This is a genomic window from Streptomyces sp. NBC_00597, assembly GCF_041431095.1.
In the GTDB taxonomy this organism is placed as follows: Bacteria; Actinomycetota; Actinomycetes; order Streptomycetales; family Streptomycetaceae; genus Streptomyces.
Genome location: NZ_CP107757.1, coordinates 5,235,219 through 5,260,047, shown reverse-complemented (window position 1 = coordinate 5,260,047; position 24,829 = coordinate 5,235,219). Strand labels below are relative to the sequence as shown.

The window sequence follows — 24,829 nt, the reverse complement described above, 5'->3', positions numbered from 1 at the left end:
GCGGCACGCCGGTGACGGCCGTGAAGCCTTCAGCTGTTTTAGCCCTTACGGGTGAACAGATCGAACCTGTGCTGACTGCGGCCCTGACGCCGGGCACGGCAACGGGTGCGCGGGGCCGCGCACGCCCGCCCGGACCGTCCCGCGGGGCGGGCACTGTCACAGGGTCCGGATACCGTGGGCCGCATGGCTGCCCGTACATCTCGTTCATCCGCCAAGGACCGGCCGTCCTACCGCTGCTCCGAGTGCGGCTGGACGACCGCGAAATGGCTCGGCCGGTGCCCCGAGTGCCAGGCGTGGGGCACCGTGGAGGAGATGGGCGGCGCCCCCGCCGTACGGACGACCGCCGCCGGGCGGGTGTCGGCGCCCGCGCTCCCGATCGCGCAGGTCGACGGCCGGACGGCGACCGCCCGGAGCACGGGCGTGGACGAACTGGACCGCGTCCTCGGCGGCGGGCTCGTACCCGGCGCCGTGGTGCTGCTGGCCGGCGAGCCGGGCGTCGGGAAGTCGACGCTGCTGCTGGACGTCGCGGCGAAGGCGGCCAGCGACGCGCACCGCACGCTGTACGTCACGGGCGAGGAATCGGCGAGCCAGGTGCGGCTGCGGGCCGACCGGATCAACGCGCTGAACGACCACCTCTTCCTCGCCGCCGAAACCGACCTTTCCGCCGTACTGGGCCACCTCGACGCCGTACAGCCCTCGCTGCTGGTCCTGGACTCCGTACAGACCGTGGCCTCTCCCGAGATCGACGGCGCGCCCGGCGGAATGGCCCAGGTCCGCGAGGTGGCCGGAGCATTGATCCGCGCCTCCAAGGAGCGCGGGATGGCCACCCTGCTCGTCGGGCACGTCACCAAGGACGGGGCGATCGCCGGACCCCGCCTGTTGGAGCACCTGGTGGACGTCGTCCTCAGCTTCGAGGGCGACCGGCACGCACGGCTGCGCCTCGTGCGCGGCGTGAAGAACCGGTACGGGGCCACCGACGAGGTCGGCTGCTTCGAACTCCACGACGAGGGGATCACCGGGCTCGCGGACCCGAGCGGGCTGTTCCTGACCCGGCGCGCGGAGGCCGTGCCCGGAACCTGCCTGACGGTGACCCTGGAGGGCAAGCGTCCGCTGGTCGCCGAGGTGCAGGCGCTGACCGTGGACTCGCAGATCCCCTCGCCCCGGCGGACCACCTCGGGCCTGGAGACCTCGCGCGTCTCGATGATGCTGGCGGTGCTGGAGCAGCGCGGCCGGATCACCGCGCTCGGCAAGCGCGACATCTACTCCGCCACCGTGGGCGGGGTGAAGCTGACGGAGCCGGCCGCCGACCTGGCGATCGCGCTGGCGCTGGCCTCGGCGGCGAGCGACGTGCCGCTGCCGAAGAACCTGGTGGCGATCGGCGAGGTCGGCCTGGCGGGCGAGGTGCGGCGCGTGACCGGGGTGCAGCGACGGCTCGCCGAGGCGCACCGGCTCGGCTTCACGCACGCCCTGGTCCCGGCCGACCCCGGGAAGGTGCCGGCCGGGATGAAGGTCACGGAGGTCGCGGACATGGGCGACGCGCTGCGCGTCCTGCCGCGCGGCCGGTCGCGCGCGGCGGCCAAGGAGTAACGGCCGAGGAGTCACGGCCACCGGGAAGGAGTTGCTGGTGAGGGGCCCCGTGAGGGGCTCCCCGCGGGCGCTCCTGGCCAAGCCACGGCGGGCGCACAGCGCGCGCCGGTAGACTTTGTGCTGGTCCGCCCGGCCGTACGCAGGCGGCGCAACCCGCGACCGGAGGAGTGCAGTGGCAGCCAAGGACGGGGCAGCAGCATCCGGGAAGTCGGGCGCGAGCTCCAAGCAGGAGGCCATGATGCGCGCCTCGCTGAGCGCGGTCGCACCTGGTCAGCCCCTGCGCGACGGCCTGGAACGGATCGTCCGCGGCAACACCGGCGGCCTCATCGTGCTCGGGATGGACAAGTCCGTCGAGGCGATGTGCACGGGCGGTTTCGTGCTGGACGTGGAGTTCACCGCGACCCGGCTGCGCGAGCTGTGCAAGCTCGACGGCGCGCTCATCCTCGACAAGGACATCACCAAGATCCTGCGGGCCGGCGTGCAGCTGGTGCCGGACGCGTCGATCCCGACGGAGGAGACGGGCACCCGTCACCGCACCGCGGACCGCGTCTCGAAGCAGTGCGGGTTCCCCGTGGTGTCGGTGTCGCAGTCGATGCGGCTGATCGCGCTGTACGTGGACGGCGAGCGCCGGGTCCTGGAGGAGTCCGGGGCGATCCTGTCGCGGGCGAACCAGGCGCTGGCCACGCTGGAGCGGTACAAGCTGCGCCTCGACGAGGTCGCCGGGACGCTGTCCGCGTTGGAGATCGAGGACCTGGTCACGGTGCGCGACGTGACGGCGGTAGCCCAGCGGCTGGAAATGGTCCGCCGCATTGCCACGGAAATCGCTGAATACGTGGTCGAGCTGGGCACGGACGGGCGACTGCTGTCGCTCCAGCTGGACGAGCTGACGGTCGGCATCGAGCAGGAGCGGGAGCTGGTCATCCGGGACTACGTGCCGGAGCCGACCGCGAAGCGCTCCCGCACGGTGGAGGAGGCGCTGCCGGCGCTGGACGCGCTGACGCACCCGGAGCTGCTGGAGCTCGGCATCGTGGCGCGGGCGCTGGGGTACACGGGCTCGCCCGAGACCCTGGACTCGGCGGTGTCCCCGCGGGGCTACCGGCTGCTGGCGAAGGTTCCGCGGCTGCCGGGTGCCATCATCGAGCGGCTGGTGGAGCACTTCGGGGGCCTGCAGAAGCTGCTGGCGGCGTCGGTGGACGACCTGCAGACCGTGGACGGCGTGGGCGAGGCGCGGGCGCGGAGCGTCCGCGAGGGCCTGTCGCGCCTGGCGGAGTCCTCGATCCTCGAACGCTACGTCTGACCCCGGGCCCCCGGCCCGGTCCGGCGGCCCGACCCGGCGCTGCCGGGCCCGGCCACCGCTCGGCTAGTCCTGCTTGAGGACGAACGAGGTCCGGGCCACCGGCATGCCCGGCGACTTGACCTCCACCACGTAGGTGTCCGCAGGCGCGCTCCCCGCCGGAGGCGTCTGGCACTGGTCGGCGGCGCTGAACTTCCTGTCCCACTCCAGCGACTGCTTCGTCTCGCCCTGCGCCGGCACCCGGAAGAACGCGTTGCCCGCGCCCGAGGGGCAGTCCGCCGAGGACCAGACGGCCTTGCTGGTGCTCGCCTGAAGGATGCTCAGGACCGCTTGCTTCGGGCCCAGGTCGACCTTGCAGGTCGTGCCGGAGACGTTGCGCGCGAGCAGTTCGAGGCGGGGCTTCTCGCTCGTCTCGTACTCGTTCTTCACGCTCTTGACCTCCCACTGCAGCCCGCTCGGGGCGCACGTGGGAAGTGGGGAGTCCGCCGGGACCTGGGCCGCCGCGCCGCCCGCGCCGCTACTGCCGGCGCTACTGGCGGCGCCACTGCCGCCGGCGCCCGCACCGGCTCCACCGGAACCCGCGCCGGTGCCCGGAGTGCCGCCCGGTTCACCGTTCTTGCCGGAGCCTCCGCCCGACTCCGCACGCCCGCCCGGCGCCTGACTGATCGCCGGCCCCGTCCCCGAGGGTCCCGGGGTGATCGAGGCGACGGGATCGGGTCCCTTCTCGCCCTTGCCGTTCGTACTCGTCTTCCCACCATCGGAACTGACGGTCCATACGGCGAGGAGCGCGAGGAGCGCGACGACGGACGCCAGCACGGCCCTCCGTCGCCAGTAGATGGAGGAGGGGAGCGGCCCGACCGGATTGCGCATAGATCCCACGGACGGAACTTTACGAGAGTCCGCGGCCCGATCCGCGCCCCACATGCCGCGCAACCGGCTTGTTTTGCCGATGATCATCTCGGGGGCGGAGCCCGCACCATCGAGATTCGGCCAAGGGTCGGGTGTCAGGCTTGATCGCGTTTGAGTACGGTCGGTGACCATGGACACCTCCGGCCTGTACCGCGACATCACCGACTCCGCCCGTTCCGCACCCGGCTGGGTGCAGTCGGCGTTCGAGGCCTGGACCGAGTACGGGCTATTGCTCTTCGGTCTGCTCTTCATAGCCGTGTGGTGGCGCGCCCGAACCGCGGCCGGCGCGGGGCCCATCGCCTTGGCCGTCGTCGCGCCGCTCGCGACCGCCCTCGCGTACGTGGGCTCCGAGGTGGTGAAGTCCGCCGTGCACGAGGAGCGGCCGTGCCGGGCCGTGGCCGGTGCCGCGGCCTCGCTCGTCACCTGCCCGGCCCCCGGCGACTGGTCGTTCCCCAGCAACCACTCCGCCATCGCGGGGGCCGCCGCCGTCGCGCTGGCCTTCGCCGTACGCCGCCTCGCGCTGCTGACCGTCCCGCTGGCCCTGCTGATGGCCTTCTCCCGGGTCTTCGTCGGGGTGCACTACCCGCACGACGTGGTGGTGGGCCTGCTGCTCGGCGGTTCGCTCGCCGCGATCACCGTCCTGGTCCTCACCGCTCCGATCAGTACGATCACCACCGCCATGCGGGCGAGCGGGGGGCGCGCCGCTGTCTGGTTCAGCGGCCCGGGCCCCGCGCGGCAGCCCTGAAACGTGCCAGGATGCCGTCTGCCATGACTGCATCCACCAGCCCTTCCCCCGCCGCATCCGTCACCGCGTCCCCCGACGTGTCCCACGCGCTGCACTCCCCGGTCATCGCCTGGTTCGAGGAGCACGCCCGCGACCTGCCCTGGCGCCGCCCCGAGGCCGGCCCCTGGGGGGTCATGGTCAGCGAGTTCATGCTCCAGCAGACCCCGGTCAGCCGGGTCCTGCCCGTGTACGAGCAGTGGCTCGCGCGGTGGCCCCGCCCCGCCGACCTGGCCGCCGAGGCCCCGGGCGAGGCCGTCCGGGCCTGGGGGCGCCTCGGCTACCCCCGGCGGGCCCTGCGCCTGCACGGCGCGGCCGTCGCGATAACGGAGCGGCACGGCGGCGACGTACCGCAGGAGCACGCGCAGCTGCTCGCACTGCCCGGGATCGGCGAGTACACGGCGGCGGCCGTGGCCTCGTTCGCGTACGGGCAGCGGCATGCGGTGCTCGACACCAACGTGCGCCGGGTGTTCGCCCGCACCACGACCGGCGTCGAGTACCCGCCGAACGCCACCACAGCGGCCGAGCGGCGCCTGGCCCGGGCCCTGCTGCCCGAGGACGAGGGCACCGCGGCCCGCTGGGCGGCCGCCTCGATGGAGCTCGGCGCCCTGGTGTGCACGGCCAAGTCCCCGGACTGCGCGCGCTGCCCGGTGGCCGGGCTGTGCGCGTGGCGCCTGGCCGGGAAGCCGGCCCACGACGGGCCGCCGCGGCGCGGACAGACGTACGCGGGGACGGACCGGCAGGTGCGCGGCAAGCTCCTCGCGGTGCTGCGGGACGCGGTCGGACCGGTTCCGCAGTCCGTGCTCGACACCGTCTGGGACGAGCCCGTGCAGCGGGCGCGGGCGCTGGACGGGCTGGTCTCCGACGGACTGGTCGAGCCGCTGGCCGCGGGGATGTACCGGCTGCCCCAGGGCACCGCCGCACGGCCGTCCGGGGACACCGACACAAACTGAGTCGCAGATTCCGTTTATCTCGGCGAAACCCCAGCTCACGGCACTGTTACACAACCTATGGGTGTCCGTGCGCCCACCGAAGGCTGGCCCGCACAACCCCGTGACAACCCCTCCGTACCTTCGAATCCGTAGGGCGGACGAGCGGTTGGTTGGACGGGACGGAGGCGGTCTGAGATGGCGCACGGCGAGGTACTCGGATTCGAAGAGTACGTACGCACTCGGCAGGACGCGCTCCTGCGCAGTGCCCGGCGCCTGGTCCCGGACCCCACCGACGCCCAGGACCTCCTGCAGACCGCGCTGGTGCGCACGTACGGCCGCTGGGACGGCATCGCCGACAAGTCCCTGGCCGACGCCTACCTGCGCCGCGTCATGATCAACACCCGGACCGAGTGGTGGCGCGCCCGCAAGCTCGAAGAGGTCCCCACCGAACAGCTCCCGGACGCCTCCGTCGAGGACGGCACCGACCAGCGCGCCGACCGCGCCCTGTTGATGGACATCTTGAAGGTTCTCGCGCCCAAGCAGCGCAGCGTGGTCGTACTGCGACACTGGGAGCAGATGAGCACCGAGGAGACCGCCGCCGCGCTCGGAATGTCTGCGGGTACTGTGAAGAGCACCCTGCACCGCGCACTGGCCCGGCTCCGGCAGGAGCTGGAGAGCCGGGACCTGGACATGCGCGCGCTGGAGCGCGGTGACCACCGCGGTGACCACACCATCCGGTACGAGGGGCGTGAGCGGTGCGCGGCCTGAATGGCCAAAGCCTGAGCGGCAGGAGTTCGCTGGTGCTGATGTCGGCGGGGACGATCGTCCTCGTCGGCACTGTGCTGTTCGCGGCCGGTTGTTCCACCGGCGGCACCGGGCTGCGCGACGGCGGCCCGGCCCACACCGAGGCCGTGGGCAAGAGCGGCTCGCCGACGACCACCCCGCCGGACCACGTCCCGGCCACCACCGGCGCGTCCGGCAAGCCCGGCAAGAAGGTCGACCCCGTCGCACTGCTCCAGGCTGACCCGAAGGTCAGCGCCGCGGTCAAGCGGGACCTCAAGCCCTGCACGGGCAAGGAGTACCCGATCGACGTGAGCTACGGGAAGGTCACCGGCGGCGAGAGCGTCGACATCGTCGTCAACGTGCTGTCCTGCGCCGATGCGCTGGGGCGGGGCTCGTACGTGTACAGGGCGGCGGGCGGGACGTACGAGAATGTGTTCTCGGACGAGCAGCCGCCCGTCTACGCGGAGATCGACCGGGGCGACCTGGTCGTCACCAAGCCCGTCTACGGAAAGACCGATCCCCTCTCCTACCCGTCGGGCGAGGACGTGGTCACGTACCACTGGAACGGCGAGAAGTTCACGGAGCAGGACCGGGTGCACACCGACTACAGCAACGTCGACGGCGGGGCCCAGCCGGCACCCGCGATCACCCAGAAGAACTGACGGACCGAAGAACCGAGGCGAGGCTTCCGCATGGCCGAGACCCATGTCCTGTTCGTGGAGGACGACGACGTCATCCGTGAGGCCACGACCCTGGCGCTGGAACGCGACGGGTTCGTGGTCACCGCCATGCCCGACGGCCTGTCCGGCCTGGAGTCCTTCCGGGCCGACCGCCCGGACATCGCGCTGCTCGACGTGATGGTGCCCGGCATGGACGGCGTGAGCCTGTGCCGCCGCATCCGCGACGAGTCCACCGTCCCCGTGATCATGCTGTCGGCGCGCGCCGACTCCATCGACGTCGTGCTGGGCCTGGAGGCGGGCGCCGACGACTACGTCACCAAGCCCTTCGACGGCTCGGTGCTCGTCGCCCGCATCCGCGCCGTGCTGCGCCGCTTCGGCCACGCCGGCGGCCCGCAGAACGGCCGGGCGGGCGCGAACGGCGAGGACCCCTCCGAGGAGCGCGGGGTGCTGCTCTTCGGCGACCTGGAGGTCGACACCGAAGGCATGGAGGTCCGCAAGGCCGGCGCCCCGGTGGCGCTCACGCCGACCGAGATGCGGCTGCTGCTGGAGTTCTCCTCCGCGCCCGGCACCGTACTGTCCCGCGACCGGCTGCTGGAGCGCGTCTGGGACTACGACTGGGGCGGCGACACCCGCGTCGTGGACGTCCACGTCCAGCGGCTGCGCACGAAGATCGGGCAGGACCGGATCGAAACGGTCCGGGGCTTCGGATACAAGCTGAAGGCATGAGGCGCTTCACCCTCCGTACGGGGATCCGCTGGAAGATCACGCTCGCCATCGCCGCCGTCGGCGCACTCGTCGCCGTCGCACTGAGCCTGGTCGTGCACAGTGCTGCCCGCGTGTCGATGCTGGAAAGCGCCCGCGAGGCACAGCTGACCAACGTGCAGTTCATCGCCCGCCTCGTCGAGACCGGGCGCAAGCCGCCCATGGGGGCCAAGCTCAACGACCCCGAGCTGCCCGCCTCGCTGCGCGAGAAGGCGAAGTCGGGGCGGCGCGGCACGTACGTCCACGAATCCCGCAAGGGCGTGCCGGAGGTGTGGGCCGCGGTGCCGCTCGGCAATGGCCAGGTGCTGTCGCTGCACGGCCCGTTCAAGGAGAGCGCCAACCTGGTGCGCGACCTGGACCGGGCCCTGGTCGTCGGGTCGCTGTCCGTCGTGGTCGCGGGCGCGGCGCTCGGCGTGCTCATCGGCGGGCAGATCTCGCGCCGGCTGCGCAAGGCCGCGACCGCCGCGCAGCGGGTGGCGCACGGGGATCCCGACGTACGGGTGCGGGACGCCGTCGGCGGCGTCGTCCGGGACGAGACCGACGACCTCGCGCGGGCCGTGGACGCCATGGCGGACGCGCTACAGCAGCGGCTGGAGGCCGAGCGGCGGGTGACCGCGGACATCGCCCACGAGCTGCGGACCCCGGTGACGGGCCTGCTCACAGCGGCGGAGCTGCTGCCTCCGGGGCGGCCGACCGAGCTGGTGCGCGACCGGGCGCAGGCGATGCGGGCGCTGGTCGAGGACGTGCTGGAGGTGGCCCGGCTGGACAGCGCGTCCGAGCGGGCGGAGCTCCAGGACGTGGCGCTGGGCGAGTTCGTGAGCCGACGGGTGACGGCACTGATGCCGGAGGCGTCGGTACGGGTGGTGGCGGACGAGATCGTCAGCACCGACCCGCGACGGCTGGAGCGGATCCTGGGCAACCTGCTGGCCAACGCCGCGCGGTACGGGCAGCCGCCGGTCCAGGTCGACATCGAGGGCCGGGTCGTACGGGTCCGGGACCACGGGCCGGGCTTCCCGGAGGCGCTGCTGCGCGAGGGGCCGAGCCGGTTCCGCACCGGCTCGACCGACCGGGCCGGGGTGGGGCACGGGCTGGGGCTGACCATCGCCGAGGGGCAGGCGCGGGTGCTGGGCGCCCGGCTGACGTTCCGCAACGTGGCGGCCCCGGGCGGCGTGGACCGCGAGGGTGCGGCGGCCGGAGCGGTGGCGGTGCTGTGGCTGCCGGAGCACGCGCCGACGGCGACGGGGAGCTTCCCCATCATCAAGCCGTCGGGCTGAGCCGGAGGAGGCGCCGGGACGCGGGACCGCCGGGCCGGGCCGGGCCGGATGCCGATCGGGACCGGGCCGCACACCCGTGCGGTCCCGTGTTTTAGCATCCCAGGCATGACCGACGGTACGAATCCCTCCAGCAACCCGCAGCCCGAGCCCGCCCCGGGGAACGGGGGCTACGGGTTCCCGCCGGTCCCGCCGGCCCCCGCGGCCGGCTACGGCTACCCGCCCGGTGCGCCCGCCCCCGGTGGCGGTGGCTTCGGCCCCCCGCCGGCGGTTCCGCCCGCGGACGGCTCCGGCTACGGCTACCCGCAGCAGGGCGGCCATCCCGGTGCCCAGCCCGCCCCGTACCAGCAGGCCCCGGCCGCCGCGGTCCCGCCGCAGCAGCAGGAGTGGGCCCAGGGCCTGCCGAACATGGGCGCGCCGACGCCGCCGGTCGGTCCGGGCCCCGGGCTCCCCGGGCCGTTCGCGCCGCAGTCGGACCAGCCGGACTGGGAGGCCATGGCCGACCGCTCGGCGGCCGAGAAGCGCAAGAAGCGGCTGTGGATGATCGGCGGCGGGGTGACCGTACTGGCCTTGCTCGCCGGCGGTGGAACGTTCCTGCTGCTGGGTGGCGACGGCAAGGACGAGAACGAGGCGAAGGACGACAAGCCGTCCCCGACCGTATCGGCCTCGCCCTCCCCCAGCGGCTCGAAGAGCAAGACTCCGGTCGACAACACCCCGACCGTCAAGGACGACCCGACGAGCATCCGCGACCGCAGCGGAAAGGCCCCGCTGAAGATGGGCCCCGACGCAGGGGTCTTCCCGATCGACAAGCGCTTCGAGATCCGCACGAAGGGCAACGAGAACTCGTACGCCGAGTCCGAGAAGCGCGTGGTGGACACGGCCAAGAGCTTCACCGTCTCGGCGCGGGTCTGGGTCCGCTCCGCCAAGGGGCGCCAGATCGCCGTCAGCCAGGGCAACGAGAAGTCGTCCTCGTTCGAGCTGGGCCTGGACCAGGTGAACGGCAAGCCGGCCTGGGTCTTCCGCGTGCAGACGGGCGACCAGGGCGCGGACGCCACCACCGTGGTCGTGGCCGGCGACAACCCGAAGATGGAGAAGACCTTCGCGGAGCTGACGGGGACCTACGACGCCGAGCGCAAGCTGGTCGCCCTGTACGTGAACGGGAAGAAGACGGGCGAGAGCGCGGTCCCGGGCGTCTTCCAGGCGCCGGGCCCGCTCCAGCTGGCCCGGACCCGGCACGAGGACAAGTGGACGGCCGCCTGGAGCGGCGCCATGGACAGCGTGCAGACGTACGACGTCCTGCTGTCCCCGGCGCAGATCGACACGCTCAAGGCGGGCCGGGTGGACGCGTCGGCGAAGCCGACGGGCTCCTGGCTGCTGTACTGAGCGGCTGCCGCTCGGATCAGACGGTGACGCCGACGTTGCGCAGGAACGCGACCGGGTTCACGGCCGAGCCGTAGTTCGGGGTGGTCCGGATCTCGAAGTGGAGGTGCGGGCCGCTGGAGTTGCCGGTGTTGCCGGACAGCGCGATCTGCGCACCCTTGGTGACCTTCTGGCCGATCCGGACCTGGATCTTCGAGAGGTGCGCGTACTGCGAGTACGTGTTGTTCGCGTGCTTGATCACGATGGCGTTGCCGTACGCCGGGCCGTCGCCGCCGCCGTTGGGGCCCGCCTTGACGACGATGCCGCCGTGGGCGGCCTTGACGGGGGTGCCGACGGGGCAGGCGAAGTCCTGGCCCGAGTGCTTGTGGGACCACATGGTGCCGCCCTTGCCGAAGGTCGCGGAGAGCGTGTAGGTCCCGACCGGCTTCTGCCAGGTGACGGTCTTCCCGGCGGCGGCCGCGGAGCCCTGGGCGGCGGCCTGGGCCGCGACCAGCTCGGGGGTGCCGGTCAGGGTGGTCTGCGGGGCGGTGTCGGCGAAGGCGGCGGTCGTTCCGGCCCCGAGAGCCAGGGCCGCACCGAGAGCGGTGGCGCCGAGGACGATACGGGTACGACGGGTGCTGACGCGCTTCACGGACATGTGGAGACCTCCGGGGCCGGGGACAAGGGCGGGGCGTGGCATGAAGCCACCCGGCGTGCCGGAAGGCGGTGCCGGACTTGCCCACCCTTGGTAACCCGTGTCCCGCGACATCCCCAAACCTCCCGATTACTACCGGGACTCGTAGGCGCGGAGGTGTGACGCAGCCGTTTGACGGCATCATTTCTGGGCGGAGGGCATCCCCATTCCAGGGCAAATCGGACATTGGACCTACGAGAGGTCCTCGTAGGTCCGATTTGCCCTGTGCGGCTTGTCACCGGAAAAGGGGCGGCCCCGGAACCGAATGGTTCCGGGGCCGCCCCTCGTGCAGCGGTGCGACCGGTGCTTACGCGCCCTTGCTCAGGTCCGGGCCGGAGCCCGTGGCCTCGATCGGGGGCAGGTCCGGCAGAGCCGACTTCTCCTCGCCGCGGAAGGTGAACTTGGCGTCCTCGCCGTCACCCTCCTTGCCCACGACCACGATGTGGCCGGGACGCAGCTCGCCGAAGAGGATCTTCTCGGACAGGATGTCCTCGATCTCGCGCTGGATGGTGCGGCGCAGCGGGCGGGCACCCAGGATCGGGTCGTAGCCCCGCTTGGCGAGCAGGAGCTTCGCGTCGCCGCTCAGCTCGATGCCCATGTCGCGGTCCTTCAGGCGCTCGTCGACCTTGGCGATCATCAGGTCGACGATCTGGATGATGTCTTCCTGCGACAGCTGGTGGAAGACGACCGTGTCGTCGACACGGTTCAGGAACTCGGGCCGGAAGTGCTGCTTGAGCTCTTCGTTGACCTTCGCCTTCATCCGGTCGTAACCGGTCTTGACGTCGCCCACGGCGGCGAAGCCGAGGTTGAAGCCCTTCGAGATGTCCCGGGTACCCAGGTTGGTCGTCATGATGATGACCGTGTTCTTGAAGTCCACGACCCGGCCCTGGGAGTCGGTCAGACGACCGTCCTCCAGGATCTGGAGAAGGGAATTGAAGATATCCGGGTGGGCCTTCTCGACCTCGTCGAAGAGGACGACGGAGAACGGCTTGCGGCGCACCTTCTCGGTGAGCTGGCCGCCCTCTTCGTAGCCCACGTAGCCGGGGGGCGAACCGAAGAGGCGGGAAACCGTGTGCTTCTCGCTGAACTCCGACATGTCGAGGGAGATCAGCGCGTCCTCGTCGCCGAAGAGGAATTCGGCGAGCGTCTTGGACAGCTCGGTCTTACCGACGCCGGACGGGCCGGCGAAGATGAACGAGCCACCCGGGCGCTTCGGGTCCTTCAGACCCGCACGGGTACGGCGGATGGCCTGGGAGAGCGCCTTGATGGCGTCCTTCTGGCCGATGACGCGCTTGTGGAGCTCGTCTTCCATGCGGAGCAGTCGCGAGGACTCCTCCTCGGTGAGCTTGAAGACGGGAATGCCGGTCGCGGTCGCGAGGACTTCGGCGATGAGCTCGCCGTCGACCTCGGCGACGACGTCCATGTCGCCGGCCTTCCATTCCTTCTCGCGCTTGGCCTTCGCCGCCAGCAGCTGCTTCTCCTTGTCGCGGAGGGAAGCCGCCTTCTCGAAGTCCTGGGAGTCGATGGCCGACTCCTTGTCGCGGCGCACGCCCGCGATCTTCTCGTCGAACTCGCGGAGGTCCGGCGGCGCGGTCATCCGGCGGATGCGCATCCGGGAGCCGGCCTCGTCGATCAGGTCGATCGCCTTGTCCGGCAGGAAGCGGTCCGAGATGTACCGGTCGGCCAGCGTCGCCGCCTGGACCAGGGCCTCGTCCGTGATGGAGACGCGGTGGTGGGCCTCGTAGCGGTCGCGCAGGCCCTTGAGGATCTCGATCGTGTGGGGGAGGGAAGGCTCCGCCACCTGGATCGGCTGGAAGCGGCGCTCAAGGGCCGCGTCCTTCTCAAGGTGCTTGCGGTACTCGTCCAGCGTCGTGGCACCGATGGTCTGGAGCTCACCACGGGCCAGCATGGGCTTGAGGATGCTGGCGGCGTCGATCGCGCCCTCGGCGGCGCCCGCACCCACGAGGGTGTGGAGCTCGTCGATGAACAGGATGATGTCGCCGCGGGTGCGGATCTCCTTGAGCACCTTCTTCAGGCGCTCCTCGAAGTCACCGCGGTAGCGGGAGCCCGCGACCAGGGCGCCGAGGTCCAGGGTGTAGAGGTGCTTGTCCTTGAGGGTCTCGGGCACCTCGCCCTTGACGATCGCCTGGGCCAGGCCCTCGACGACGGCGGTCTTGCCGACGCCGGGCTCGCCGATGAGGACCGGATTGTTCTTGGTACGGCGGGACAGGACCTGCATGACCCGCTCGATCTCCTTCTCGCGCCCGATGACCGGGTCGAGCTTGGATTCGCGGGCGGCCTGCGTGAGATTGCGGCCGAACTGGTCCAGGACGAGGGAGGTCGAGGGGGTGCCCTCGGCCGGGCCGCCGGCCGTGGCCGACTCCTTGCCTCCGCCGGAGTAGCCGGAAAGCAGCTGGATGACCTGCTGCCGGACTCGGTTGAGATCGGCGCCCAGCTTCACCAGGACCTGGGCGGCGACGCCCTCGCCCTCGCGAATGAGGCCGAGCAGGATGTGCTCGGTGCCGATGTAGTTGTGGCCGAGCTGGAGGGCCTCACGGAGCGAAAGCTCCAGGACCTTCTTCGCCCGCGGAGTGAAGGGGATGTGGCCGGACGGGGCCTGCTGCCCCTGACCGATGATCTCCTCAACCTGCTGGCGAACAGCCTCGAGCGAAATCCCGAGGCTCTCCAGGGCCTTAGCGGCGACACCCTCACCCTCGTGGATCAGACCCAGGAGGATGTGCTCGGTGCCGATGTAGTTGTGGTTGAGCATCCGGGCTTCTTCCTGAGCCAGGACGACAACCCGCCGCGCGCGGTCGGTGAACCTCTCGAACATCGTTTATCGCTCCTCAGAGCGGTCGGGCAGTTCGGGGTCGGTCCCCGCCCTGTCCTTCCGCATGCTAGTCCCGCGGGGCGGGACAGCTCATTCCAACTGCCGACATCCGTCCGCGATCACCCCCACGTCAGTGGGGAAAACCGGCTTCATCAGCCGACAACTGCTCCAACCCGATGGTGCGAGACGATGTTCCCGCAGGCCAGGCAGATACCCGTCACACGTGTACGCCGATGGCGAACGGAAGCCGGCCAAATCAGCGTGTCGCCCCGATCCACTAGGAATGTCTTACCCGTAAGGACTGACACTCCATGCCGGTGGCGCCGGTTCCCTCAGCTACGGGCGAACACGATTGCGTCCCGAATGTAGGACCCCACCCCGACGGAAGTTTACGTTCCGCACAGAACCCGGTGCGCTGCGTAACTCCACGGTCGCCGCGGAGTTGCTCCGGACATGGCCGTCACCGCTCCGCTCCCCCGCGTCGCGCCCGAGGATTCTCCCGCGGATTCGTTCCGGGACGCGTACGCGTCCTGGTACGAGGGGGTGCTCGGCTGGCCCGTCGCGGCCGGGCCGCCCGCCCGGCTGCTCACCGGGACGCGGTTCGACGTACTGGAGCTACCGGCCGATGCCGGGGCGGAGCTGCTGCGCAGGCCGCTCGCCACGGGGCCGGTGGCGCTCACCGGACGCCGGATGCGGTTCCTGGTGGCTCCGGGGAGCGCGGACGAGCTGGAGGGGCTGCTCGACTGGCTGGAGTGGGGCGGAGTCGCCCTGGACCTCGTCGGGCTGGGCGCCGGCGGCCGGATCGCGGCACCGGTTCCACCGGGACACCCCGGGGGAACTCCCCGGGGGGCCGCCGTGTGGCTGCGACCCCCCGAGCAGGGGTGTGAGGCACTGCTGCCGTCCCTGCCCGGTCCCGGGCAGGGTGCCGGTCCCGGGCACGGTGGTGCCGGGCCCGATCTCGTACGCCTGGTCGCCGCGGCGGCGACGGAATGCCACCGGGCGCGCCTGTGGCGGCGTACGCCCCTGGAACGAGAGGCCGCGGGTCAGCCCTTGGCGTTCTCGTAGGCCTCGCGGATCTCCTGCGGGACGCGCCCGCGGTCGTTGACGCTCATCCCCTGGGCCTTGGCCCACGCGCGGATCTCCGCGGTGTCCGGGTTGCCGGACGTCGCGGCCGTCCGCGTCTTGGCGCGACCACCGGAGGCGCGGCCGCCGGTGCGGCGAGCGCCCTTGACGTAGTCGGCGAGCGCGGAACGCAGCTTCTCCGCGTTGGCGGTGGTGAGGTCGATCTCGTAGGTCTTGCCATCCAGAGCGAACGTCACGGTCTCGTCCGCCTCGCCACCGTCGAGGTCGTCGACAAGAAGGACCTGAACCTTCTGTGCCACCGGGATTTCCTTTCATCGAAAAGCAGTACGCGGAAAGGAAACCGCTTTTCCCTGGAAAACACAAACCCCCGGGGAGAGGTTCGAGACCGCAACGCGGCGGGAAACGTGCGCGATTCGGACATAGGCCACAGGTGCGCGGAGCACGGGAAAAGCCACCGTGATCGTTCAGAGGTGCAGAAGCATCCGGCTGTTGCCCAAGGTGTTCGGCTTCACCCGTTCGAGACCGAGGAACTCGGCGACGCCCTCGTCATAGGAACGCAGGAGCTCCATGTAGACATCCGTCTCGACCGGGGTCTCGCCGATCTCGACGAAGCCGTGCTTCGCGAAGAAGTCCACTTCGAAGGTGAGGCAGAAAACCTTCGAGACGCCCACTGCCCGGGCGGTGTCCAACAACTGCCCGAGCAGCTGATGGCCGACTCCAGCGCCCTTCAACTCGCGGTCGACCGCGAGAGTACGCACTTCGGCCAGGTCTTCCCACATGACGTGGAGAGCGCCGCAGCCCACCACCTGGCCGTCGGAACCGCGTTCCGCGACCCAGAACTCCTGGATGTCCTCGTAAAGGACGACCGGGGCTTTGTCGAGGAGGATCCGCTGCTGCACGTACTGGTCGAGCAGGCGGCGCAGTGCGGGAACATCGCCGGTGCGGGCACGGCGGATCGTCAGTGTTTTTGCGTGTGCAGCGGAAAACTCACCCATGCCCGGACGCTATCGCCCCGGCTCGGTGCCGCGCCCGGCGGAGTCCCCTTCGGCGGGCGGCTGTTCGGAAGGCGCTTCGGAGGCCGCTTCGGGAAGTGCATCGGGGGCCGCTGCGGCAGGGGGCGCCGCGGCGGACTCGGCGCCCGACTCGGCGTCGTACCCGACGATGCGGATGGCGTCCCGGAGGGCTTCGCGCTGTTCCGCGGACATCATGCCGAAGAAGGCCACGAGGGCGGCCGCGGGGTTGTCGCTCGTCGACCACGCTTCGTTCATCAGTGCGGCCGAGTAGGCGGCTCGGGTGGAGACCGCCGTATATCGATAGGCGCGGCCTTCGGCTTCCCGGCGGACCCAGCCCTTCTGATGAAGATTGTCCATAACCGTCATGACCGTGGTGTACGCGATGGACCGTTCCTGCTGGAGGTCTTCCAGTACTTCACGAACAGTGACCGGGCGGTTCCACTGCCACACCCGCGTCATGACCGCGTCTTCGAGTTCTCCCAAGGGGCGAGGCACAACAGCACGATAGTGCGGAATGTGCGGAATTGCCCGGCTATTCGGAAGGCAACGCGCCACGAAATCCCGGGGGCGCCCCGACGAAGTCGCGGGAACCCCCGGCCCTGCACGTGTGCCCCGGGTAGTGGCTGCGCGCCGTCCGGGGGGTGCCGGCTACTTGCCGGGCTGCGCCTGCCGGGCGGCCTCGGCGCGGGCGATCACGGCGTCGGCCGCCGCGTCTTCCTTCGCCTTGTTGGCGCCGCCCTGGCTCTTCACGATCGTCACGACGAGTGCGATGAAGAAGCCGGCCATCACTACGGGGGGCACGAGCGCGGAAACGTAGTCCATGCCCCCAGCGTAGCTACCCGGCGGCGAGCCCGGCCGCCGGGGGCGGGGTGGGCTTGCGGCGCGGCGGGAACACCTCGCCGGGCGTCGGAATGGGCCGCTCGGACGGGCGTTCGGCGGGCCGCTCGGGGTCCTTGGGCTCCTTGGGGGTCGGCGCGGGACGGGCGGGCTCCTCCTTGCCGCCCTTGCCGCCCTTCTCGCCCTTCTCGCCCTTGGCGTCCTTCGCGTCCTTGTCCTCCTTGGCGTCCTTCCCGCCCGCCAGGGCGAACAGGCGCGTCCGGGGCGCGGGCGCGGTCGAGAACCGCCGCCGCACGGAGCGCTCGGCGATGGCCTGGCAGCGTTCCAGCAGGGCCGCAGCGACCGGGTTGGCCCGTAGCGCGCGCAGTGCCGCGAGGTCGTCGGGCGCGGGCTCGTACCCCGCCGCCAGGGCGTCCTGGAGCAGCTCCAGGTAGCCGGAGAGGCTGCCGGGCAGGGCGCCGCGGTAGCGGGCGAGGTCGGCGAGGAGGAACTCTCTCAGCCGCCCCGCCTCCTGGACCGCTTCGTCCACCGACTGCGCGAGGCGCAGGCAGTCCTGGACCTCGGAGGTCGTCAGGGGGGCCGTGGAGGACTGGAGGGCGTGGGCGAGCGTTCGCCTGAGCACGTGCAGCTCGGCGGCGCTGAACGCCATGCCGCCGCGGGATCCGTAGGGCGTGGGCATGGGCCGAAGATACGCGCTAATCGGACAAAATCCCCTGAGGGGCGTGATTCCGGGCGCGTCCGCCGAGCGACGGGCCGGGGCGGGCCCTACCCCTGCGCCTTGACTGCGTCAAGGAAGTCGGCCCAGGCGGCCTGGGTGGTGGCCAGAACCAGGTGCGCGGGGTCGGCCCGGTCAGCGACACGGACGAGGTGTCCGGGGGCCGCGGAGACGTAGACGCAGGCGTCTCCTTCGCCGCAGTACGTGGACTTCTGCCAGGCGGGGTGAGCGGTCATGGTGTCTCTCCTCGGGGGACGGCTCCGTTGCTTCCCGTGGAAGGGAAGGTAACTCCGTCGGGGCGCCGGACCGACGACTTCGGCGGAATTCGGTGCGTCGTCGTTGAACTGGCGGGACCGTTCGTGCATCTGCGGCACCGCCGCCGGGGGCCCCGCCCCGCACTCCTGCGCCCGGACGACGCCGGGTCCGCACCGTGCCCGGCGGGGCCCGGAAGCGCGGGGCGGGCCCGCCTCAGAGGCGGGCCGTGAAGGCCCGGGTGGCCTCGCGGACGTCTTCCGCGGTCCAGGTGAGGCCCGGCTGCGTGACCGTGACTTCCGTCATCGACACGCCCGGGACCACCGTCGGGGACCACCTGCGGAAGAGGACCGTGCCTGTCTCCTCCGCCAGGCGGACGCCCGCCTCCGTCAGCCGGTCGGCCCCGTACGGCAGCCACACCTGGAACTGGTGCGTGTGCGGGACCTCCGGGTTGATCCGGAACCAGGGGGCCGGACCGTCGGCCAGGGCCTCGGCCAGCGCCGCCGCCACGACGCGGGCCCGCTCCACGTACGACGGCAGGCGCGGCAGCTCCCGGTCCAGGCCCGCCAGCGCCGACAGGGCCTGCGGGAACTGGTGGAAGATCTGGCCGCCGTACCGGTGGCGCCAGACCCTCGCCTCCGAGACCAGGGACGAGGAGCCCGCCAGGGCCGCGCCGCTGAGGCCGCCGAGCGACTTGTAGAACGAGACGTACACCGAGTCCGCGAGCCCCGCGATCTCCGGCAACGGCCGCCCGAAGTGCACCGTCGACTCCCACAGCCGGGCCCCGTCGAAGTGGACGACCGCGTCCCGGTCTCGGGCCGCGTCGACCACGGCCTCCAGCTCCTCCCAGGAGGGGAGGAGGAATCCGGCCTCCCGCAGCGGCAGCTCCAGCATCAGCGTCCCGAACGGCTCCGGCAGGTCCGCGACGTCCTCGGCCGTCGGCTGGCGCGGGTCCGTCGTCGGGTGCACCGTCCGCAGGCCCGAGACCAGCGACAGCGCACCGCCCTCCCACACCTCCGGGTGGCTCATCGGGTGCAGCGCGACCACCTGGTTCCCGGTCCGGCCGGCCCAGCAGCGCAGCGCGATCTGCTGGGCCATCGTCCCGGACGGGAAGAACGCCGCGTCCTCCGTGCCCAGGAGCTCCGCCACCCGCCGCTCCAGCCGGGTCACCACGCCGTCCCCGTACACGTCGGCCGGCTCGTCGGGATCCGGCGCCGCCAGACCCGACAGCAGCTCGCCGACCGTCGCCTCGCGCGGGCTGCCGCTGAGCCTCCGCTCGGCGCTGCGCCCCGCCGCCACCAGCCTCTTCGTCAGATCGTCGTCAGCAGTCATGCCCCCGATCATCGCCGACCGGCCAACACGCCCAGGGGCTAGCATGGCGACGTATCGTCCGGTACCCCCCGCGGACTGGAACGGAAGGCCCTCCCCGCGTGAATTCATCCCAGCAACCGCGCCCGGCCCGGCTCACCGTCGGCGTCGTCGGCGCCGGTCGGGTCGGCCCCGCGCTGGCCCGCGCACTCCAGCAGGCCGGACACCGGCCGGTCGCCGTCTCCGGCGTCTCCGACGCCTCCCGCCGGCGCGCCGCGCGGATGCTGCCCGACGTGCCGCTCGTACCGCCCGCGCAGGTGCTGGAGCTGGCCGACCTGGTCCTGCTGACCGTGCCCGACGACGCGCTGCCGTCGCTCGTCGAGGGGCTCGCCGAAACCGGCGCGGTCCGGCCGGGCCAGCTCCTCGTCCACACCTCCGGGCGGTACGGGACCGCCGTGCTGGCCCCGGCCCGGCGCGCGGGCGCGCTCCCGCTGGCCCTGCACCCGGCGATGACCTTCACCGGCACCGAGGTCGACGTACAGCGGCTCGCCGGCTGCTCGTTCGGCGTCACGGCTCCCGAGGAGCTGCGGCTCGCGGCCGAGGCCCTGGTGATCGAGATGGGCGGGGAGCCCGAGTGGATCGCGGAGGAGAACCGTCCGCTCTACCACGCGGCCCTCGCACTCGGGGCGAACCACCTGGTCACCCTGGTCGCCCAGGCCATGGAGCTGCTGCACAAGGCCGGGGTCGAGCACCCCGACCGGATGCTCGGCCCGCTGCTCGGCGCGGCCCTCGACAACGCCCTGCGCTCGGGTGACGCCGCGCTGACCGGCCCGGTGGCCCGCGGTGACGCCGGCACCGTCGCCGCCCACGTCTCGGAGCTGCGCAAGCACGCCCCCAGCACGGTCGCCGGGTACCTGGCGATGGCCCGCACCACCGCCGACCGGGCCCTCGCGCACGGCCTCCTGAAGCCCGAACTCGCCGAGGACCTGCTCGGGGTGCTCGCCGACGGCGCGGACCACGTCAACGGCACCGAAGGGGACGACCGCCGGTGAACCACGACCTGCTGCTGATCGACACCGCGGAGGAACTGCACAAGCTCCCGCGCACCGCCGAGGGCCCGCGCGCCGTCGTGATGACCATGGGCGCCCTCCACGAGGGCCACGCCACCTTGATCCGCACGGCCCGCGAGCAGGCCGGGCCCGCGGGCCAGGTCGTGGTCACCGTCTTCGTGAACCCGCTGCAGTTCGGGGCCAACGAGGACCTCGACCGCTACCCCCGCACCCTCGACGCCGACCTGGAGATCGCCCGGGCGGCCGGCGCCGATGCGGTGTTCGCCCCGGCGGTCGACGAGGTCTACCCCGGCGGCGCCCCCCAGGTGCGGGTCAGCGCCGGCCCGATGGGCGAGCGCCTCGAAGGGGCCACCCGGCCCGGCCACTTCGACGGCATGCTGACCGTCGTCGCCAAGCTGCTCCACCTCACCCGTCCCGACCTGGCCCTCTTCGGCCAGAAGGACGCGCAGCAGCTGGCCCTGATCCGACGGATGGTCACCGACCTGAACTTCCCCGCGAAGGTGGTCGGCGTACCGACCGTACGCGAGGAGGACGGGCTCGCGCTGTCCTCCCGCAACCGGTACCTCTCCGACCGAGAGCGGCGCACCGCCCTGGCCCTGTCCCGCGCCCTGTTCGCCGGGCAGGACCGGCTCGCCGCGCAGGCCGCGCTGCGGGCCCGCGCCGAGGCGTCCCCGGCCAGCGACGAGCGGGCCACCGCCCTGGCCCGGCTCGGCGAGATCCGGTCGGCCGCCGACGCACACGCCGTGTCCGCCGCGGGCACCGGCCTCCCGGACGCCGTACGGGCCGCCGCCCGGCACGTCCTGGAGGAGGCGGCCCGGCAGGATCCGCCGCTGCTGCTGGACTACCTGGCCCTGGTGGATCCGCAGGACTTCACCGATGTCGGCCCCGACTTCACCGGGCAGGCCGTGCTGGCCGTCGCCGCGAAGGTGGGGACGACCCGGCTGATCGACAACATCCCATTGGAGTTCGGAGCACACACGTGAGCACCCCAGGCACAGCCACCGCCGGTACCGGCATACGGCTGCACGCCCCCGCCCCCGGCTGGGCCGTCGACGCGGACGTCGTCGTCGTCGGCTCCGGCGTCGCCGGCCTGACGGCCGCACTGCGCTGCGCCGCCGCGGGCCGCCGTACGGTCGTGGTCACCAAGGCCCGCCTCGACGACGGCTCCACGCGCTGGGCGCAGGGCGGGATCGCCGCGGCCCTCGGCGACGGCGACACTCCCGGGCAGCACCTGGACGACACGCTCGTCGCGGGCGCCGGACTGTGCGACGGGGCCGCGGTGCGGCTCCTCGTCACCGAGGGACCGGACGCCGTGCGCCGGCTCATCGCCACCGGGGCGGTCTTCGACACCTCCGCCGAGACCGGCGAGATAGAGCTGACCCGTGAGGGCGGCCACCACCGCCGCCGGATCGCGCACGCGGGCGGCGATGCCACCGGCGCCGAGATCTCCCGGGCGCTGGTCGAAGCCGTGCAGGCGGCCGGCATCGAGACGGTCGAGAACGCGCTCGTACTGGACCTGCTCCAGGACGCCGAGGGCCGTACGGCCGGTGTCACCCTGCACGTCATGGGCGAGGGCCAGCACGACGGCGTCGGCGCCGTCCACGCGCCCGCCGTGATCCTCGCGACCGGCGGCATGGGCCAGGTCTTCTCGGCCACCACCAACCCGTCGGTGTCCACCGGCGACGGGGTCGCGCTGGCCCTGCGGGCCGGGGCCGAGGTCTCCGACCTGGAGTTCGTCCAGTTCCACCCCACCGTGCTGTTCCTCGGCCCGGACGCCGAGGGCCAGCAGCCGCTGGTGTCGGAGGCGGTCCGCGGCGAGGGCGCCCACCTGGTCGACGGCGACGGCGTCCGCTTCATGCTCGGACAGCACGAGCTGGCCGAGCTGGCCCCGCGCGACATCGTGGCCAAGGGCATCACGCGCCGCATGCAGGAGCAGGGCGCGCAGCACATGTACCTGGACGCCCGCCACTTCGGCGCGCAGATGTGGGAGCAGCGCTTCCCGACCATCCTGGCCGCCTGCCGCTCCCACGGCATCGACCCGGTGACCGAGCCGATCCCGGTCGCGCCCGCCGCGCACTACGCCTCCGGCGGCGTACGGACCGACCTGCACGGCCGGACGACCGTCCCCGGGCTGTACGCGTGCGGCGAGGTGGCCTGCACCGGCGTGCACGGCGCGAACCGGCTCGCGTCCAACTCCCTGTTGGAGGGCCTGGTCTTCGCCGAGCGGATCGCCGACGACATCATCGGCCGGGCGCCCGCGGGCAACGGCCCGGGCATCCCGGTCCCCGCGACCGGGCCGCTCCAGCCCGCCGGGGCGCGGTACGAGATCCAGCGCATCATGACGGCAGGCGCGGGCGTGCTCCGCTCGGCCGAGTCCCTGCGCACGGCGGCCGCCGCCCTGGAGGACCTGTACGCGACCGCCCTCACGGCGCTGGAGACGGACGGCAAGACCGCCGTGCCCGGCACCGAGACCTGGGAGGCCACGAACCTGCTGTGCGTGGCCCGCGTGCTGGTCGCCGCCGCCCTGCGCCGCGAGGAGACCCGCGGCTGCCACTGGCGCGAGGACCACCCCGACCGCGACGACGCCGCCTGGCGCCGCCACCTCGTCGTCCGGCTGTCCGCCACCGAAAAGCGGGCCCTGGTCGTCATCCCCACCGACTCCGCGGGCTTTCCGTCCGTACAGCACCCCCTGAGCCAGGAGCAGTCATCGTGAGCACCCCCGAAACGCACGACCACGAGCACGAGCACGCGGAGCTGCCGCTCCTCGACGAGTCCGCGGGCGGCTGCGGCGACGACTGCGGCTGCGGCGACGGCGAGGAGTCCGGCCTGGACCCGGCGCTGGCCCAGCTGCTGGCCGACGCGGGCCTGGACCCGATCGAGGTCGAGGACATCGCCCACATGGCGATCTCCGAGGACCTTGACGGCGGGGTGGACGTGACCACGGTGGCGACCGTCCCCGAGGACGCCGTCGCGCACGCCGACTTCACCGCCCGCGAGGCGGGCACGGTCGCCGGCCTGCGCGTCGCCGAGGCCGTCCTGTCCGTCGTCTGCGAGGACGAGTTCGAGGTCGAGCGGCACGTCGAGGACGGCGACCGGGTGAAGCCCGGCCAGGTGCTGCTGACGGTCAGGGCCCGCACCCGGGACCTGCTGACCGGTGAGCGCAGCGCGCTGAACCTGCTCTGCCTGATGTCGGGCATCGCGACGGCGACCCGTACGTGGGCCGACGAGCTGCAGGGCACCGGGGCGAAGGTCCGTGACACCCGCAAGACCACGCCGGGCCTGCGCTCCCTGGAGAAGTACGCGGTGCGCTGCGGCGGCGGCGTCAACCACCGGATGTCGCTGTCGGACGCGGCACTGGTCAAGGACAACCACGTGATCGCGGCGGGCGGTGTCGCGGAGGCGTTCAAGGCCGTCCGCGAGCAGTTCCCCGACCTGCCGATCGAGGTCGAGGTGGACACCCTGCACCAGGTCCGCGAGGCCCTGGACGCGGGCGCCGACCTGATCCTGCTGGACAACTTCACGCCGATCGAGACCGAGGAGGCCGTCGCGCTGGTCGCCGGCCGCGCGGTGCTGGAGTCCTCCGGCCGGCTCACGCTGGCCAACGCCCGCGCGTACGCGGAGACGGGCGTGGACTACCTGGCGGTCGGCGGGCTCACGCACTCGTCCCCGATCATGGACATCGGGCTGGACCTGCGCGAGGAGCGGTAATGCTGCTGACCATCGACGTCGGCAACACCCACACCGTGCTCGGCCTGTTCGACGGTGACGAGATCGTCGAGCACTGGCGGATCTCGACCGACCCGCGGCGCACGGCCGACGAGATGGCCGTGCTGATGCAGGGTCTGATGGGCATGCACCCGATGCTCGGCAGCGAGCTGGGCGACGGCATCCACGGCATCGCGATCTGCTCGACCGTGCCGTCGGTGCTGCACGAGCTGCGCGAGGTGACCCGCCGCTACTACGGCGACGTCCCCGCGGTGCTCGTGGAGCCCGGCATCAAGACGGGCGTGCCGATCCTGATGGACAACCCGAAGGAGGTCGGCGCGGACCGCATCATCAACGCGGTCGCCGCCGTCGAGCTCTACGGCGGCCCGGCGATCGTGGTCGACTTCGGTACGGCTACCACCTTCGACGCGGTGTCCACGAAGGGCGAGTACGTGGGCGGGGTGATCTCCCCGGGCATCGAGATCTCGATGGAGGCCCTCGGCGTACGGGGCGCCCAGCTCCGCAAGATCGAGCTGGCGCGGCCGCGCAACGTGATCGGCAAGTCCACGGTCGAGGCCATGCAGTCGGGCGTGGTCTACGGTTTCGCGGGCCAGGTCGACGGGATCGTGAACCGGATGGCCCGCGAGCTGGCGGGCCCGACCGGCCAGCCGTCCGACGTACGGGTCATCGCGACGGGCGGGCTCGCCCCGATCGTCCTCGGCGAGTCCTCCGTCATCGACGACCACGAGCCGTGGCTGACGCTGATCGGGCTGCGCCTGGTGTACGAGCGCAACGCGCCGAACTTCGACTGAGGCCGCGCAGCCCTCCTGCCTGCCGGCCTGCCGCATGCATGCCGCTCGCCCCGCCCCGCCCCGCCCGCACGGTTGCCGGGGGGGGCGGGCGGGCTGCGCGGCCTCTCACTCCTCGCCGTTCTGAAGACTCGGGTTCGACCTGATGAATTAGC

Annotated in this window: 25 protein-coding genes; 15 read left to right on the top strand and 10 right to left on the bottom strand. The window is 72.2% G+C overall.

Translation table 11 applies throughout. From position 1 onward, the window contains the following. Positions 1-183: 183 nt before the first annotated feature. Together radA and disA are read left to right on the top strand one after the other, a co-directional pair. On the top strand, positions 184-1,587 hold the full coding sequence (gene radA / locus OG974_RS23845; protein ID WP_327284711.1) for a DNA repair protein RadA: 1,404 nt from the start codon (positions 184-186) through the stop codon (positions 1,585-1,587). A gap of 172 nt (positions 1,588-1,759) precedes the next feature. Continuing rightward, positions 1,760-2,884: a DNA integrity scanning diadenylate cyclase DisA gene (gene disA / locus OG974_RS23840; protein ID WP_327284710.1), complete on the top strand. Its 1,125-nt coding sequence runs from the start codon at positions 1,760-1,762 to the stop codon at positions 2,882-2,884. A 63-nt stretch (positions 2,885-2,947) separates the two neighbouring features. Here disA and OG974_RS23835 read toward each other — a convergent pair whose 3' ends face one another. Beyond that, complete coding sequence (locus tag OG974_RS23835; RefSeq protein WP_371646897.1) at positions 2,948-3,751, bottom strand: hypothetical protein; 804 nt, start codon at positions 3,749-3,751, stop codon at positions 2,948-2,950. Positions 3,752-3,920: 169 nt separating this feature from the next. Here OG974_RS23835 and OG974_RS23830 point away from each other — a divergent pair, with 169 nt between their 5' ends. The 7 genes from OG974_RS23830 (at position 3,921) to OG974_RS23800 (ending at position 10,382) form a co-directional block, all read left to right on the top strand. Next, positions 3,921-4,535 (top strand): phosphatase PAP2 family protein, encoded by a 615-nt coding sequence (locus OG974_RS23830; protein WP_327284709.1) that lies wholly within the window; start codon positions 3,921-3,923, stop codon positions 4,533-4,535. A gap of 23 nt (positions 4,536-4,558) precedes the next feature. Beyond that, positions 4,559-5,524, top strand: coding sequence for an A/G-specific adenine glycosylase (locus OG974_RS23825; RefSeq protein WP_327284708.1), 966 nt, complete (start codon positions 4,559-4,561; stop codon positions 5,522-5,524). 174 nt (positions 5,525-5,698) lie between these two features. Then, positions 5,699-6,271: a SigE family RNA polymerase sigma factor gene (locus tag OG974_RS23820; RefSeq protein WP_030867865.1), complete on the top strand. Its 573-nt coding sequence runs from the start codon at positions 5,699-5,701 to the stop codon at positions 6,269-6,271. 38 nt (positions 6,272-6,309) lie between these two features. Continuing rightward, entirely contained in the window at positions 6,310-6,948 is a 639-nt protein-coding gene (locus OG974_RS23815) for a hypothetical protein (protein WP_329316403.1), read from the top strand. A 30-nt stretch (positions 6,949-6,978) separates the two neighbouring features. After that, positions 6,979-7,692 (top strand): two-component system response regulator CseB, encoded by a 714-nt coding sequence (gene cseB, locus OG974_RS23810; RefSeq protein WP_327284707.1) that lies wholly within the window; start codon positions 6,979-6,981, stop codon positions 7,690-7,692. Further along, the gene (cseC, locus tag OG974_RS23805) at positions 7,689-9,002 is read left to right on the top strand and encodes a two-component system sensor histidine kinase CseC (protein WP_327284706.1); all 1,314 of its coding nucleotides are present in this window, start codon (positions 7,689-7,691) and stop codon (positions 9,000-9,002) included. Before cseB ends, cseC begins: the two co-directional genes overlap by 4 nt. 105 nt (positions 9,003-9,107) lie before the next feature. Then, entirely contained in the window at positions 9,108-10,382 is a 1,275-nt protein-coding gene (locus OG974_RS23800; RefSeq protein ID WP_327284705.1) for a LamG domain-containing protein, read from the top strand. Positions 10,383-10,398: 16 nt separating this feature from the next. Here the strand turns inward: OG974_RS23800 and OG974_RS23795 are convergent, their stop codons facing one another. After that, positions 10,399-11,016 carry a M23 family metallopeptidase gene (locus OG974_RS23795; protein ID WP_327284704.1) on the bottom strand — a complete coding sequence of 206 codons (618 nt, stop codon included), beginning with the start codon at positions 11,014-11,016 and terminating at the stop codon, positions 10,399-10,401. A 343-nt stretch (positions 11,017-11,359) separates the two neighbouring features. After that, positions 11,360-13,885: an ATP-dependent Clp protease ATP-binding subunit gene (locus OG974_RS23790; RefSeq protein WP_030158472.1), complete on the bottom strand. Its 2,526-nt coding sequence runs from the start codon at positions 13,883-13,885 to the stop codon at positions 11,360-11,362. 450 nt (positions 13,886-14,335) lie between these two features. On the opposite strand from OG974_RS23790, the gene OG974_RS23785 reads away from it, so the two are divergent. Next, complete coding sequence (locus OG974_RS23785; protein ID WP_327284703.1) at positions 14,336-14,947, top strand: SCO3374 family protein; 612 nt, start codon at positions 14,336-14,338, stop codon at positions 14,945-14,947. On the opposite strand, the gene OG974_RS23780 is transcribed toward OG974_RS23785, so the two are convergent. The 7 genes from OG974_RS23780 to OG974_RS23750 form a co-directional block, all read right to left on the bottom strand. After that, positions 14,926-15,264, bottom strand: coding sequence for an Lsr2 family protein (locus tag OG974_RS23780; RefSeq protein ID WP_030867899.1), 339 nt, complete (start codon positions 15,262-15,264; stop codon positions 14,926-14,928). The two genes, OG974_RS23785 and OG974_RS23780, sit on opposite strands and share 22 nt — an antisense overlap. 165 nt (positions 15,265-15,429) lie before the next feature. Beyond that, positions 15,430-15,960: an amino-acid N-acetyltransferase gene (locus tag OG974_RS23775; RefSeq protein ID WP_327284702.1), complete on the bottom strand. Its 531-nt coding sequence runs from the start codon at positions 15,958-15,960 to the stop codon at positions 15,430-15,432. A 9-nt stretch (positions 15,961-15,969) separates the two neighbouring features. Then, positions 15,970-16,473 carry a BlaI/MecI/CopY family transcriptional regulator gene (locus OG974_RS23770; RefSeq protein WP_327284701.1) on the bottom strand — a complete coding sequence of 168 codons (504 nt, stop codon included), beginning with the start codon at positions 16,471-16,473 and terminating at the stop codon, positions 15,970-15,972. A gap of 153 nt (positions 16,474-16,626) precedes the next feature. Continuing rightward, positions 16,627-16,800 (bottom strand): hypothetical protein, encoded by a 174-nt coding sequence (locus OG974_RS23765; RefSeq protein ID WP_327284700.1) that lies wholly within the window; start codon positions 16,798-16,800, stop codon positions 16,627-16,629. Between the two features lie 13 nt (positions 16,801-16,813). Beyond that, positions 16,814-17,494, bottom strand: coding sequence for a hypothetical protein (locus OG974_RS23760; RefSeq protein WP_371644400.1), 681 nt, complete (start codon positions 17,492-17,494; stop codon positions 16,814-16,816). Positions 17,495-17,580: 86 nt separating this feature from the next. Beyond that, complete coding sequence (locus tag OG974_RS23755; protein ID WP_327284698.1) at positions 17,581-17,766, bottom strand: DUF397 domain-containing protein; 186 nt, start codon at positions 17,764-17,766, stop codon at positions 17,581-17,583. Between the two features lie 232 nt (positions 17,767-17,998). Then, positions 17,999-19,114: a beta-eliminating lyase-related protein gene (locus tag OG974_RS23750; protein ID WP_327284697.1), complete on the bottom strand. Its 1,116-nt coding sequence runs from the start codon at positions 19,112-19,114 to the stop codon at positions 17,999-18,001. A gap of 98 nt (positions 19,115-19,212) precedes the next feature. Here OG974_RS23750 and OG974_RS23745 point away from each other — a divergent pair, with 98 nt between their 5' ends. Genes OG974_RS23745 through OG974_RS23725 form a run of 5 tightly spaced genes read left to right on the top strand, consistent with a single transcriptional unit; the run spans position 19,213 to position 24,677 of the window. Beyond that, positions 19,213-20,142, top strand: coding sequence for a DUF2520 domain-containing protein (locus OG974_RS23745; RefSeq protein WP_327284696.1), 930 nt, complete (start codon positions 19,213-19,215; stop codon positions 20,140-20,142). Next, positions 20,139-21,143 (top strand): pantoate--beta-alanine ligase, encoded by a 1,005-nt coding sequence (gene panC / locus OG974_RS23740; protein ID WP_327284695.1) that lies wholly within the window; start codon positions 20,139-20,141, stop codon positions 21,141-21,143. The genes OG974_RS23745 and panC overlap by 4 nt, the downstream gene beginning before the upstream one ends. Then, complete coding sequence (locus tag OG974_RS23735) at positions 21,140-22,873, top strand: L-aspartate oxidase (protein ID WP_327284694.1); 1,734 nt, start codon at positions 21,140-21,142, stop codon at positions 22,871-22,873. The genes panC and OG974_RS23735 overlap by 4 nt, the downstream gene beginning before the upstream one ends. Continuing rightward, the gene (nadC, locus tag OG974_RS23730) at positions 22,870-23,868 is read left to right on the top strand and encodes a carboxylating nicotinate-nucleotide diphosphorylase (protein WP_327284693.1); all 999 of its coding nucleotides are present in this window, start codon (positions 22,870-22,872) and stop codon (positions 23,866-23,868) included. Before OG974_RS23735 ends, nadC begins: the two co-directional genes overlap by 4 nt. Next, entirely contained in the window at positions 23,868-24,677 is an 810-nt protein-coding gene (locus OG974_RS23725; RefSeq protein WP_327284692.1) for a type III pantothenate kinase, read from the top strand. Before nadC ends, OG974_RS23725 begins: the two co-directional genes overlap by 1 nt. Positions 24,678-24,829: the final 152 nt, after the last annotated feature.

Bases quoted from the DNA above. Each gene is read 5' to 3' on its own strand.
- radA (WP_327284711.1), top strand. From the start codon at position 184: ATGGCTGCCCGTACATCTCGTTCATCCGCCAAGGACCGGCCGTCCTAC.
- OG974_RS23835 (WP_371646897.1), bottom strand. From the start codon at position 3,751: ATGCGCAATCCGGTCGGGCCGCTCCCCTCCTCCATCTACTGGCGACGG.
- OG974_RS23830 (WP_327284709.1), top strand. From the start codon at position 3,921: ATGGACACCTCCGGCCTGTACCGCGACATCACCGACTCCGCCCGTTCC.
- OG974_RS23825 (WP_327284708.1), top strand. From the start codon at position 4,559: ATGACTGCATCCACCAGCCCTTCCCCCGCCGCATCCGTCACCGCGTCC.
- OG974_RS23820 (WP_030867865.1), top strand. From the start codon at position 5,699: ATGGCGCACGGCGAGGTACTCGGATTCGAAGAGTACGTACGCACTCGG.
- OG974_RS23815 (WP_329316403.1), top strand. From the start codon at position 6,310: ATGTCGGCGGGGACGATCGTCCTCGTCGGCACTGTGCTGTTCGCGGCC.
- cseB (WP_327284707.1), top strand. From the start codon at position 6,979: ATGGCCGAGACCCATGTCCTGTTCGTGGAGGACGACGACGTCATCCGT.
- cseC (WP_327284706.1), top strand. From the start codon at position 7,689: ATGAGGCGCTTCACCCTCCGTACGGGGATCCGCTGGAAGATCACGCTC.
- OG974_RS23800 (WP_327284705.1), top strand. From the start codon at position 9,108: ATGACCGACGGTACGAATCCCTCCAGCAACCCGCAGCCCGAGCCCGCC.
- OG974_RS23795 (WP_327284704.1), bottom strand. From the start codon at position 11,016: ATGTCCGTGAAGCGCGTCAGCACCCGTCGTACCCGTATCGTCCTCGGC.
- OG974_RS23790 (WP_030158472.1), bottom strand. From the start codon at position 13,885: ATGTTCGAGAGGTTCACCGACCGCGCGCGGCGGGTTGTCGTCCTGGCT.
- OG974_RS23785 (WP_327284703.1), top strand. From the start codon at position 14,336: ATGGCCGTCACCGCTCCGCTCCCCCGCGTCGCGCCCGAGGATTCTCCC.
- OG974_RS23775 (WP_327284702.1), bottom strand. From the start codon at position 15,960: ATGGGTGAGTTTTCCGCTGCACACGCAAAAACACTGACGATCCGCCGT.
- OG974_RS23765 (WP_327284700.1), bottom strand. From the start codon at position 16,800: ATGGACTACGTTTCCGCGCTCGTGCCCCCCGTAGTGATGGCCGGCTTC.
- OG974_RS23760 (WP_371644400.1), bottom strand. From the start codon at position 17,494: ATGCCCACGCCCTACGGATCCCGCGGCGGCATGGCGTTCAGCGCCGCC.
- OG974_RS23755 (WP_327284698.1), bottom strand. From the start codon at position 17,766: ATGACCGCTCACCCCGCCTGGCAGAAGTCCACGTACTGCGGCGAAGGA.
- OG974_RS23750 (WP_327284697.1), bottom strand. From the start codon at position 19,114: ATGACTGCTGACGACGATCTGACGAAGAGGCTGGTGGCGGCGGGGCGC.
- OG974_RS23725 (WP_327284692.1), top strand. From the start codon at position 23,868: ATGCTGCTGACCATCGACGTCGGCAACACCCACACCGTGCTCGGCCTG.